The organism is Coleofasciculus sp. LEGE 07092, assembly GCF_015207375.1.
Taxonomy (GTDB): domain Bacteria; phylum Cyanobacteriota; class Cyanobacteriia; order Cyanobacteriales; family Coleofasciculaceae; genus LEGE-07092.
This window is the reverse complement of record NZ_JADEWY010000169.1, coordinates 1-12021: the sequence shown is the minus strand read 5'-3', so window position 1 is coordinate 12021 and position 12021 is coordinate 1. Positions and strand designations below refer to the sequence as shown.

Annotated in this window: 9 protein-coding genes and 1 tRNA gene; 7 read left to right on the top strand and 3 right to left on the bottom strand. The window is 45.0% G+C overall.

What is annotated here, in order from left to right; genetic code table 11:
• Together IQ257_RS26625 and IQ257_RS26620 are read right to left on the bottom strand one after the other, a co-directional pair.
• Window positions 1-1054, bottom strand: a 1054-nt coding sequence (locus IQ257_RS26625; protein ID WP_193933352.1) for a TldD/PmbA family protein, incomplete at its 3' end; no start/stop codon positions are given.
• Window positions 1055-1094: 40 nt separating this feature from the next.
• Window positions 1095-1958, bottom strand: coding sequence for a Tab2/Atab2 family RNA-binding protein (locus IQ257_RS26620; protein ID WP_193880121.1), 864 nt, complete (start codon window positions 1956-1958; stop codon window positions 1095-1097).
• 243 nt (window positions 1959-2201) lie between these two features.
• On the opposite strand from IQ257_RS26620, the gene wecB reads away from it, so the two are divergent.
• The 7 genes from wecB (at window position 2202) to IQ257_RS26585 (ending at window position 11344) form a co-directional block, all read left to right on the top strand.
• On the top strand, window positions 2202-3320 hold the full coding sequence (gene wecB, locus IQ257_RS26615) for a non-hydrolyzing UDP-N-acetylglucosamine 2-epimerase (protein ID WP_193880124.1): 1119 nt from the start codon (window positions 2202-2204) through the stop codon (window positions 3318-3320).
• Window positions 3321-4345: 1025 nt separating this feature from the next.
• A complete protein-coding gene (gene kaiC, locus IQ257_RS26610) occupies window positions 4346-6067 on the top strand; it encodes a circadian clock protein KaiC (protein WP_228061052.1) in 1722 nt (573 codons plus the stop codon).
• Window positions 6068-6187: 120 nt separating this feature from the next.
• A complete protein-coding gene (locus IQ257_RS26605; protein WP_193880129.1) occupies window positions 6188-6511 on the top strand; it encodes a circadian clock KaiB family protein in 324 nt (107 codons plus the stop codon).
• 26 nt (window positions 6512-6537) lie between these two features.
• Window positions 6538-6888 carry a circadian clock KaiB family protein gene (locus IQ257_RS26600; RefSeq protein WP_193880132.1) on the top strand — a complete coding sequence of 117 codons (351 nt, stop codon included), beginning with the start codon at window positions 6538-6540 and terminating at the stop codon, window positions 6886-6888.
• A 12-nt stretch (window positions 6889-6900) separates the two neighbouring features.
• Complete coding sequence (locus tag IQ257_RS30910) at window positions 6901-8124, top strand: PAS domain S-box protein (protein WP_265584578.1); 1224 nt, start codon at window positions 6901-6903, stop codon at window positions 8122-8124.
• Window positions 8125-8202: 78 nt separating this feature from the next.
• Entirely contained in the window at window positions 8203-9846 is a 1644-nt protein-coding gene (locus IQ257_RS26590; RefSeq protein WP_228061051.1) for a hybrid sensor histidine kinase/response regulator, read from the top strand.
• Entirely contained in the window at window positions 9833-11344 is a 1512-nt protein-coding gene (locus IQ257_RS26585; RefSeq protein ID WP_193880138.1) for an ATP-binding protein, read from the top strand. The genes IQ257_RS26590 and IQ257_RS26585 overlap by 14 nt, the downstream gene beginning before the upstream one ends.
• A gap of 427 nt (window positions 11345-11771) precedes the next feature.
• On the opposite strand, the gene IQ257_RS26580 is transcribed toward IQ257_RS26585, so the two are convergent.
• Window positions 11772-11844 (bottom strand) — tRNA-Gln (locus IQ257_RS26580).
• Window positions 11845-12021 lie beyond the last annotated feature (177 nt).

The window sequence follows — 12021 nt, the reverse complement described above, 5'->3', positions numbered from 1 at the left end:
AATTAGTAATTAATTCACTCAAAGGAGAATTGCCTGGTTGAACCAGCAAGTTAACTAAGCCAGGACTGGGATAGTTACTCAAGCTGGGGCGAAAGCCATTGCCTGTGGTGCCTATCCCTAGCAACCTGCCGATTGTGCGATCGCTGTAAAATAGCTCCAATTGTCCTTCTCGAATCAGTATAAGGGGTTGGGTGGGGGTGCCTTCATCATCAAATGGACAACTGTAGGGACCGATATCGGGTTGCTGAGAGAGGGTGAGGTTCACTGAAGTCACAGTTTGACCGAGGCGATTGCTCCAAGGTGAGGCTCCCTCCAGTACCTGCTTGCCGTTTAATGCAGCCTGCACGATATCCCAGAGCAAATCGGCAGCTTTAGCTGTTAGCAAAATCGGCACTCGACCTATCGGAGGAGAAACGTTTTCTCTAGCCCAGTTCAGACGTTGTAAGATTTGCTGCACGACTTTCTTACTTGTCAGCGTCTCCCGTTGGGTTTGACCATCAGCAACGCTCAAAAAGTCATCACCCCGCACCCATTCGGCGTTTAGGAAACAGCTAAGGGTGGTATCGGTGTAATGGCAATCCAAGCCCTGAGAGTTGACTAAGCGTGTTGTTTCTTCCTCGCATTCCCATTGTCCACTACACAGGACATCTGGGTAAGCCTCCCGAATTAACGCGATCGCTTCTTTGCCCATCGCAATTAATTTTTCGACCGGCACCACCTCTCCGAGATCGGGATAGAGTTGTATCCGTCCGGGTGTCAATTCCACGGGTTCTGGCTCGTTGAGGTATCCAAGGGCGATGGCTCTGTCTACTAAATCTTGAGGTTCCACCGATCCGTATGCCACCGCCAGTCCCGGACGCCCATCACGCCACAGCCGCAGCGCCACACCTTCCGATTGGCTGCTTTCTAGCTGCTTGAGGCGGTTGGCTTCAAAGAACACCGGTCGAGATAGCGATCGCGATTGATACACCTCGGCATGCTGCGCTCCTGCCTTGAGCGATAATTCTAGTAGTTGTTCCGCGTGTAGCGCTTGTGGCAAATTCCGAGAATTCATAACGTTTGTCCTTTCGTCATTCGTCCTGTGTCATAACTCGCTACTTCAACTCTTGCAACAGCCAAAATCCGGCAAAAGCTTCTGATGTTGAGTCTGATTGCACAGCCAAAAAATGCACCTGTTGGGCGTTTTCTTTTGCTGCCTCAAACCCTTTCGCTTCTGCCAAGGTTTGAGGGTCATTGAGAGGTGCTAAAATCCAGCTATCACTGGCACCAGTTTCTAGTAACAATCGCGCAGTCGAGCCACTCTCAAATCTCACAAATGCCAAATCTAAACCTGACATCCAAGCCGCTAAGGGTTTGGCTCGATCAGAGAATATAATGATGCCGGGAATGCGAGTATTGGGAGTTAGCCCCATCATTGAGAGCGGAAATGCTTCTCCAAAATCAATCACCCACTCCTTCATTTCCCCAAATGCTGCGGCTTCTAAGCTGACAATTGCCCATTTCTGTCCTTGCAACGCATCCGGTAACAGTTGGGGATTCTGAGGTTGATAGCGAACAAAGGATGATGCCGCTGCTGAAGGTTGGTATCCTGGTTGATTCGGATAAAACTCTTGCATCCGTTCTTGCAGCCATCGATCGAGCGCATAAGTGCGGCGTGTCGCCTGAGCAGGAATTTCCAACTCTTGACAAGATTTTGTAATCATGTTATTCATCTGACGGCGAAAGAAGCGGATTTTTGTGGGTGTTTGTTTGGCTTGAGCGATCGCGCTTTCTAACGCCTCTCGCAGCCAAATAGAATTGACCTGTTGATTGGGACACCAACGAGAGAATCGAAACAAGTCCTCAGTAGACTGGTTGACATCTAAAGGACTCTCGCAAATTAACACTTCCCAAATCTTTTTTTGATTTTCGTCTAAAATTGGTCGCGAATAAAAATCAAGTTCCCAGATAATACTCATGCCGAATTGTTACGATCTAACCCCTTCATTCATAATACGGGTAAGCGATCAGCTTCCCTAACCGTTTTTTTCACTTTTCAATCCAGTTAAATACCCAGAAAAAATACTTGACAGTCGAGCCAACTTAGGCATTCAAAAAAAATTCGGTTTGTGTTTGCGTCCCATGGTGCGATACTCGCAAAGCAGTGCATAGCCCACGGTTGAACCCCTGAACTCCTGACTCCTGAACTCCCTAAAATCGATATGAACTCATCTGCACCTGCAATCTGCATTACCCTAGGAACTCGTCCAGAAGCGATTAAACTCGCACCCGTCATTCAACAATTCCGGCGTTGCGATGCCTTTAACACTCAAGTCATTTTGACAGGTCAGCACCGGGAAATGGTCGATCAGGTGATGGGATTATTTGAGTTGAATGCCGACCGGGATTTAGAAATCATGCAAGTGAAGCAATCCCTGACGGATATTACCTGTCGGAGTTTGCGGGGGTTAGAAAGCTTGTTTGCCGAGCTACAGCCCCAGTTAGTTATCGTTCAGGGAGATACAAGCACGGCATTTGCTGCCACCTTGGCGGCATTTTACCAAAAAATTCCAGTGGGTCACGTCGAAGCGGGATTGCGGACGGATGATTTACTGAATCCGTATCCAGAGGAAGCCAATCGGCGGTTGATTTCCCAGCTCGCACAACTCAATTTTGCTCCCACCGCTAAGGCAGTGGAAAATTTGCACGCATCTGGCGTTGTTGGCGAAATTCATCAGACGGGTAACACGGTAATTGATGCCTTGCTGACGGTGGCGAAGCAGCAACCCCAGTGTGAGGTAAAAGGATTGGACTGGGAAAACTATCGCGTCTTGTTAGCGACGGTTCATCGGCGCGAGAACTGGGGCGAACCGTTGCAAGATATTGCTGAGGGATTTTTGCAACTTTTAGAAAAGTTTCCTGATACTGCCTTACTGTTGCCCTTGCATCGCAATCCCATCGTTAGAGAACCCTTGCAACAGCGTTTGGGTAAGCACCCCAGGGTATTTTTAACCGAACCCTTAGATTATGCAGAATTAGTGGGTGCGATCGCACGCTGCTATCTGTTACTAACTGATTCTGGCGGATTGCAAGAAGAAGCACCGAGTTTAGGAAAACCTGTCTTAGTATTGCGAGAAACCACCGAACGACCAGAAGCCATTGATGCAGGTACTGCCAAACTCGTCGGAACCAATCCCCGTCAAATGGTCAGTACTGCCAGTGAATTACTGAGTGTTGAACGCACGTATCAGGCAATGGCAACGGCAGTTAACCCCTTTGGGGACGGTCATGCAGCCGAACGGATTTTAAGAATTGTCAAGAATTTTATCAAGTTAGATTGATTTTAGGGGGAGCTGGGGAGAGGAGTAACACCTCCCTTGTCTCCTTATACCCTTCTAGTAAACTCTCTGTGTAGATTAAGAATTTTATTTTTCTTCATATTTATTTTACCGATGTTGCCCGAAATTTTCACTTTTGAGTAGTAGTGTTATAAGCGCAGAGTGGGAAAAAGATTATGAATACTTGCCTTTGTTGCTCAGGAAATTTACTTCGTCATATCTGCCACAACCGTGTTTACTGGTACTGCTCTCATTGTCGGCAGGCAATGCCAGCGGTGGAAAGAATTGAGCTATATTTCTACCAAGAGTGTGAACTCAGGAAGGCTCAAAAAACGCTCTTACCGCAAAAGCTCCTTGCCCTCGCTCATTAGGCGTAGAGTAAAGCTAAATAGTTGCCATTGATCTATGCGAGCGTTTGCGATTTCGTTTTGATTTGTAACATTTTAAAAAAAAATAGAGGTTAAGAATCCAGCATTGATTAGTCAGACTAATTTGCAGTCTAAGGGGATGGGCATGGGGAATAGTAGGAATGCGCTTCGAGCATTTTTTGGAGTTTGAAAAACTACCACTTGGTTTCATAAATGATTTGGAAATGCTACATAGCAATCCTCAATAAATTGTGAAATCTTTTATTCCCCATTCCCCCTAACTTCTTTATTTTTATAAATTAAGGCTTTTACACAGTTTTTATTGTGTAAAATTTTTACAAAATATCTAAATCAACTGTTAAAATTGATTCAGGGATAATGTATATTTTTGGCAATTGCCCGAGATGAGTTTAAACCTAGACCAAAGCTTACTCAATTTGCCCGAAAATTAATTAACATTGATATCTTGCATTCACTATGCAGGAAGCATAACTTTCACATCCTAGTTTCCAGGCTCAACCTGAAAACTAGAATAGTGAGGCTTGCTCCAAAAGAGGAAAGAGGTTGTCAGAGCAACGGAATTACCCAGGAGTCCCTAAAAATATGAACTCCTGGACTTCTCTGTTTTCAAAAAGCGGTGATGGTATGAATAAAATCAATATGATAAAAACTTTACATAAAAATCAGCTTCTCAAATGTCCAACCGGCATCCAGGGGCTTGATGAAATTACTGGCGGGGGATTGCCCCTCAGTCGTCCGACACTGGTTTGCGGAATGGCAGGGTGCGGTAAGACGTTAATGGGGATGGAGTTTCTGATACGCGGCGCACTTCAGTATTCAGAACCCGGTGTTTTCATGGCATTTGAAGAAACAGCGGAAGAACTCACCCAAAATGTTGCGTCTTTGGGTTGGGATTTAGAGCAGCTTACGGCGGAAGAAAAAATTTCTATTGATTATGTTCACATTGACCCTAATGAAATAGAAGAAGCGGGTGAGTATAATCTGGAAGCTTTATTCATTCGATTGGGTTGTGAAATTGATACCATTAATGCCAAGCGTGTGGTCTTAGATACAATTGAAGTGCTATTTGCTGGCTTATCGAACACGGCTATTGTGCGCTCTGAGTTGCGGCGGTTATTTCGCTGGCTGAAGATCAAAGGCGTTACGGCAATTATTACGGGTGAAAAGGGTGATAATACCCTAACCCGTCATGGTTTAGAAGAGTACGTTTCTGATTGTGTTATCCGTTTAGATCAGCGTATACAGGATGAGATTTCCACCCGACGCTTGCAGATTGTTAAATATCGGGGTTCGAGTCATAGCTCGAATGAATACCCGTTTTTAATTGATGATCGGGGGATTTCTGTTTTACCCATCACTTCTGTGGGATTAGATCACGAGGTTTGTACCGAACGGATATCCACAGGCATCAAGCGCCTTGACACTATGCTCGGAGGTGAGGGATACATTCGCGGTAGCAGCATCCTCATGACTGGTACGGCTGGAACTGGAAAAAGTACCCTTGCCGCCTATTTTGCTGGAGCGACTTGCAGTCGAGGTGAACGATGTCTCTATTTAGCTTTTGAGGAAGCGCCTCAGCAGATTCTCCGCAATATGCGATCGGTTAGTCTTGATTTAGAACCCTTTGTGAAACAAGGACTTTTACAGTTTCGAGCCACACGTCCTACGACTTATAGCTTAGAAATGCATCTGGTGCAGATTCACCGTTGGATCAACGAGTTTAAACCTTCTGTTGTCATTATTGATCCAATGAGTAATCTGCATATAGGTGGCACCTTAAACCAGGCGAAAGGCTTTTTATTCCGCCTCATTGATTTGCTTAAATCTCAGCAAATTACGGTTCTATTTACTAATTTGACTCCAGGTGGTAGCACCCTTGAGCATACAGAAATGGGAGTTTCATCCTTAATGGATACTTGGTTGGAGGTGCGTATCCACGAAAGTAATGGTGAGCGGAATCGCGTGCTTTTTGTCCTGAAATCTCGCGGCATGGAACACTCTAATCAGGTGCGTGAATTCCGGTTAACCAGCCAGGGGATAGAATTGATAGATGTTTACTTGGGAGAAGACAATGTACTGACGGGTACGGCACGGATGATTCAAGAGGCAAAAGAAAAAGCTGCTAGTTTGACTCGTCAACAGGAGTTTGAACGGCAGCGACGGGACTTGGAACGCAAGAAAACACTGATGCAATCCCAGATTACTGCGTTGCAGGCTCAGATTGAGATGGAGGAGGAAGAGTTAGAGTTCATGATTGAGCAAGAAGAATTGCAGCACAGCTTTTCACAGCAAGATAGAAAAACGATCGCGCAGTTGCGTAGGACAGATGGGGTAGATAGGGAAGATGGGGAAGTTCAGTAGATCACAAAATTTTGGAAGAAGGATAAATCCATAAATGTATCTAAGGAATAGACAAAACTGGGTAAATTTTTTTATTCCCTACTCCCTACTCCCTAATTCCAAGTATAAAAGACAGTGAATATGGAACTTCAACAACAAAATGAACACCGGCAAGCGATTTGGGAATTACGGCTTTATGTGGCTGGACAAACTCCTAAATCTTTAATGGCTTTTATCAACCTAAAAAAGATATGTGAAGAACACCTTTACGGTCAATATAAAATCGAAGTGATTGATTTGTTAAAAAATCCCAAACTTGCCAAACAAGACCAAATATTAGCGTTACCAACTTTGGTACGAAAGCTCCCTGAACCGATCAAGAAAATCATTGGAGATTTATCGAATACGGAAAAAATATTGGTGGGACTAAATCTCCAGAAGATAGAGGGATGGACAAAGCCGTAACTCAAATAGAAAGGAAGAAACAATCAATGGAAACTGAGCCTAAGCCGAATTCGACTGAAGCCTTCGAGGAAGCCCTTGCCCAAACGGATACGAGATACTACTGTCTGCGGCTGTATATCGCTGGGACAACGGTACATTCTATCCGTGCTCTGGAAACAATTAAGGGCATTTGTGAAGAGTATCTGCAAGGGCGATATGAACTAGAAGTTATTGATGTTTATCAACAGACTGAACTGATTCAGCAAGAGAATATTGTTGCTGTGCCTACTTTAATCAAGCGACTGCCTCTGCCTTTACAACGAATCATTGGTGATATGTCTAAGACAGAAAAAGTTTTTGTGGGTTTAGATATTATTCCGAAAACTCCTGAGCAATAAGGGCTGGGAACTATGGCTAATCAAGAGAAATCAAAGGCAGAACTTAAACGGGATGTTCAAAAACTCCGCGATCGCCTTGAAGTAGCCGAAGAAACGTTGCGGGCTATCAGCCAAGGTGAGGTGGATGCTTTAGTTGTCTCAGGATATCAGGGCGAGCAGGTTTACACGTTAGAGGGTGCGGATTATCCCTATCGTATCTTTGTTGAAGAGATGAATGAAGGAGCGATAACTCTGACGGCAGATGGAATCCTTTTATATTGCAATCAGCGATTTGCTTTGTTGTTACAAAAGCCTTTGGAAAAGGTAATTGGTTCTAATTTTCAAGACTATTTAGCTCCTCAAGAATGGCAGATGTTTCAAACGCTCTTGCAGCAAGCTCAATCGGGAGTTGGGAAAGGAGAAGTATCTCTCATCGCCAGGGATAAAAAAAAGATTCCTGTGCAGTTGTCGATTAATAATTTAAATTTCAATAACTTAAAAATATTTTTTGTGATCGTCACTGATTTAAGCGAACAAAAACACAACGAAGAAATTAAGCAGTTTAACAAAACTTTAGAAAACCGTGTGATAGAACGAACCGTAGAACTAGATAAGGCGAATAGTCAACTGCAATGCGAACTAAAGGAGCGCAAACAGGCAGAACAGGAACTAGAACTTCAGGCTGTGATTAGCCAAAACATTGCTGAAGGGGTGTGTTTAGTCAGAGTGGCTGATAGTACAATTGTCTATACCAATACCAAATTTGAGACGATTTTTGGCTATGAGCCAGGGGAGCTAATTGGCAAACACGTATCTATTTTAAACTATAACGAAGAACATACCAATGCCAGAGACGTTGTCTGTCAAATCAGTGAGGCTATCCTTCAACACGGGAAAGTAACCTATGAAGTTAACACCGTTAAAAAAGATGGCACGCAGTTTTGGTGTAAAGCAACAACATCTACCTTTAATCATTCTGACTATGGAACGGTGCTTGTTGCCGTTCAGCAAGATATCACTGAGCAAAAGATTGTTGAAAGAAAAATAATTGCATCACTGAAAGAAAAAGAAGTATTGCTCAAAGAAATTCACCATCGCGTTAAAAATAATTTGCAAATTGTAAGTAGTCTCCTGCAAATGCAGGCTCGACGGACTCAAGATAAATCTGCCACTTTAGTCTTGCAAGACAGCCAAAATCGCATTGCATCAATTGCTCTAGTTCACGAGAAATTATACCGTTGTTCAAGGGTTGGTTGAACAGCTAGAGGGTACCCTGGAGATCGCTCGCCGTCGAGGAACTGAATTTAAAATAACGTTTCCCGGAGGCAGACTCTGATGGCGATGAAAAATATTTTTTCCAAAACAAGTTCTTCTAAAGTCATTCAAATTCTGTTGGTTGAAGATGAAAAAATCATCGCCCTTAATCTGAAAGAAAGTTTAGAATCCTTGGGCTATGCAGTTCCAGCAATTGCCACATCTGGAGAAAAAGCAATTCAAAAAGCTACTCAACTACGTCCCGATTTAGTACTTATGGATATCCGGCTCAAAGGCAAGCTAGACGGTATCCAAGCCGCCCAAGAAATTTGGGAACGTTTGCAAATTCCGGTGATTTATGTGACAGGGCATTCTGATCAAGGCACCCTAGCCCGAGCAAAGATAACAGCCCCCTTTGGCTACATTCTCAAACCCGTGAATGAGCAGGGGTTATCGGTGGCGATAGAAATTGCATTGCAGCGATATGAACGAGAGCAATTACTAACCGCTATTCTGCGAGGCATGGGAGATGGTGCGATTGTCATTGATACTCAAAAGCGCATTCAGTTTCTGAATTCAGTCGCGGAATCTTTGACCGGTTGGCAACTGTCGGAAGCGAGAGATCGCCCCTTAACCGAAGTTTTCCAACTGGTGGACGAACAAACCCAGCAACCTCTAGAAAATTTCGTTACCCCCGCCCTTCAAGAAGGAATCATTGTCTATCTCGAAGACCCTATTTTACTGGTTTCTAAGAACGGCACCACTATTCCCATTGCCGATAGTATTGCTCCAATTCGAGATAACAAAGGCGTGATATCGGGAGCGGTAGTCCTGTTTCGAGACATCACCCAACGACGAATGGCAGAGGAGCGGAATTTGGCGCTAGAGCGTGCTCGGCACTTAGAACTGCAAATGGCAGAACTCCAACGCCTTGATCAGCTTAAAGATGACTTTTTGAGTACCGTGTCCCATGAATTGCGAACACCTCTGTCGAATATCAAAATTGCAGTTCGACTGCTAGAAACTGTTTTGGATCAAAAGGGCTTGTTAGGTTCTGAAACCCGCTCTGACTCCGGAGCAATGGTTCGCTACCTGACTATTCTACGCGACCAGTGCAACCAAGAACTGAAACTAGTGAATGATTTGCTGGATATGCGATCGCTGGAAGCCGAGACTTACCCCCTAGAATTAACGGCGATTGATCTACAGACGTTGATTCCTCACATCGTCGATAATTTCCACGATCGCGCTCAGGCAAAACAGCAAACCTTCCAAGTCAGGCTTCCCCCCGATCTGCCGCCTTTGGTGTCCGATAAGTCTAGCCTGAGCCGCATCGTATCAGAGTTGCTGAATAATGCCTGCAAGTATACACCGACTGGCGAACAAATTGAGATCACCGCTCATTCTCTCCCCAGAGAGGCATTCTCCCTTGGCGACGCAGAACCTTCTTCAACTCTAGGCGGTATTCACATCACCGTCAGCAACTCTGGCGTTGAAATTCCCCCAGCAGAACTCGCCCGCATTTTTGACCCATTTTATCGTGTTCCTAATAATAACCCGTGGAAACAAGGGGGAACAGGGTTGGGACTGGCACTGGCGAGGAAGCTGGTGACGACGCTGCAAGGCACCCTTGAGGTGACAAGCGATTGCGGCTGGACAAGGTTTGCGATCGCAATTCCGACTTTAGAAGGACTTGTTCAGGAGGTGGATAATGATGATACTTGAAAAAACGACTGCCGAAATACCCTCAGAAGAAACCATTCAAATTCTGGTTGTGGAAGATGAAAAAATTATCGCCCTCAACCTCAAAGAAAATCTAGAATCCCTAGGCTATATTGTGGCAGGAATTGCGGCGTCTGGAGAGGAGGCGATTGAACAAGCCACTCAGCGGCATCCGGATTTAGTGCTGATGGATATCCGGCTCAAAGGCGATCTTGACGGCATTGAAACCGCCGACTATATCTGGGAACATCTCTTTATTCCCGTTATCTACGTCACTGGACATTCCGATCACAGTACCTTGGCACGGGCAAAGATGACGGCTCCTTTTGGTTACGTTCTTAAACCCGTCAAAGAGCGAGAGTTATCGGTTGCCATTGAAATCGCCATGCAGCGATACGAACGAGAGCAACTGTTAACGGCAGTGCTTAAAGGCATGGGAGATGGGGTAATTGTCACCGATGCCCAAGGGCGCGTCAGCTTTCTCAATCCCATGGCAGAAACCTTAACGGGTTGGCAGTTATCAGAGGCGAAGGAACAGCAATTTACCGATGTCTTCAAGTTAGTTGACGAACAGACTCAGCAACCCGTTGATAATCTCGTCACTGCCGCTCTCCAACAGGATACGACAATCTATCTCAATGAACCCTTACTGTTACAGTCCAAAAACGGCACCCCTATTCCAATCGGGGATAGTGCCACGTCAATTAAGGATCGCAAGGGCAACCCTATCGGTGTAGTGGTAGTGTTCCAAGATATTAGCGATCGCAAGCAAGTCGAATCTATGCTACGCCAACAGTTAGAAAAGGAGAAAAAACTCAACCAACTCCAAACTCAGTTTATCCATACCGTCTCCCACGAATACCGCACACCCCTGAGTCTCATCTTGACCTGTGCTTACCTGCTTGAAACTAATACTTCGCCCTCTAAACAGGAGGAGCGTCTCCAAAATTGTGAGAGAATCAGACACGCGGTCAAGTATATGGTGGGACTACTCGAAGATGTTCTTACCTTCGGTCAAGTAGAAGCCGATCAAGTGACCTTTGACCCTGCCCCCTTAGATTTAGAACCCTTCTGCAAACACATCATTGCAGAATACCAATTCATCGCTCACGAACACCATGACATTCAATGGGTGAGCCGCGCTCCGACTTGTACTGCCTACTTGGATAAAAAACTCCTGCAACTCATTTTAAGAAATTTACTATCCAATGCCCTGAAATATTCTCCTGAGAGCAGTTCAGTCAGTCTGATCGTAACTTGTCAGGACGATCAAGCGATCATCCAAGTCCGAGACACTGGCATAGGCATTCCGTTAGAAGATCAACCCCATATCTTTAAACCTTTCCATCGGGCAGCAAATGCCGAGCTTATCCGGGGCTCGGGTATGGGGCTAGCAATTGTAAAAAAAGCCGTGGACTTACACGGCGGCACCATTGCCTTTGACAGCAAAGTTGGGGTTGGCACTACTTTTACCGTTACCCTACCAGCCAATGGCACATGATCCAGACGTTAACAAAAACCAATTCACTGACAACTCTTCAAATCCTAATCGTTGAAGACGAAAAAATCATCGCCCTTAACCTCAAAGCCGAACAATTCGCCGTTTTGATACTTTATGGTAACTCTCAAATACCAAGTAGATTTTTATCTAGAACGAAAACTCGCATTACTTTGAGACTCTCATTTCTGGTAAAGTTTGCCTAGACAATGTTATTCAACCTTGTTAGCCCTTCGACTTCGCTCAGGGCTAAAGCCGAGCGGAGCCGAGGCTTTAGGTACAGCTCACTGGCTTAACTCAAATACACCTGTTTAAAACTGTACGAAAGAGCTACAAACTGGCACGCATTGTTGGGAAACAGAATTTGTCATTGAGCTGCCCTTTGGTGGTGAAGCTATGCAGCTACCGTAAAGGAAGGTATCTACTTAAACTGGGGTGCTAGGATTCGAACCTAGGGAATGGCGGGACCAAAACCCGCTGCCTTACCACTTGGCTACACCCCATTGGTATCACTCTGCTTATGGTAGCAGTTCTCAGTAGTAAAGTGTCAAGTAGTTTTTCAAAATTGGGGACAAGGGGACAAGGGGACAAGGAGACAAGGGGACAAGGGGACAAGGAGACAAGGGGACAAGGAGATTTTTGATGTGTTACTCATCTCCCCATCTCCCCATCTCCACATC

What these genes read in the sequence shown, in the direction of transcription:
- IQ257_RS26620 (WP_193880121.1), bottom strand. Translation starts at nt 1,958, where the DNA reads ATGAGTATTATCTGGGAACTTGATTTTTATTCGCGACCAATTTTAGAC.
- wecB (WP_193880124.1), top strand. Translation starts at nt 2,202, where the DNA reads ATGAACTCATCTGCACCTGCAATCTGCATTACCCTAGGAACTCGTCCA.
- kaiC (WP_228061052.1), top strand. Translation starts at nt 4,346, where the DNA reads ATGATAAAAACTTTACATAAAAATCAGCTTCTCAAATGTCCAACCGGC.
- IQ257_RS26605 (WP_193880129.1), top strand. Translation starts at nt 6,188, where the DNA reads ATGGAACTTCAACAACAAAATGAACACCGGCAAGCGATTTGGGAATTA.
- IQ257_RS26600 (WP_193880132.1), top strand. Translation starts at nt 6,538, where the DNA reads ATGGAAACTGAGCCTAAGCCGAATTCGACTGAAGCCTTCGAGGAAGCC.
- IQ257_RS30910 (WP_265584578.1), top strand. Translation starts at nt 6,901, where the DNA reads ATGGCTAATCAAGAGAAATCAAAGGCAGAACTTAAACGGGATGTTCAA.
- IQ257_RS26590 (WP_228061051.1), top strand. Translation starts at nt 8,203, where the DNA reads ATGGCGATGAAAAATATTTTTTCCAAAACAAGTTCTTCTAAAGTCATT.
- IQ257_RS26585 (WP_193880138.1), top strand. Translation starts at nt 9,833, where the DNA reads ATGATGATACTTGAAAAAACGACTGCCGAAATACCCTCAGAAGAAACC.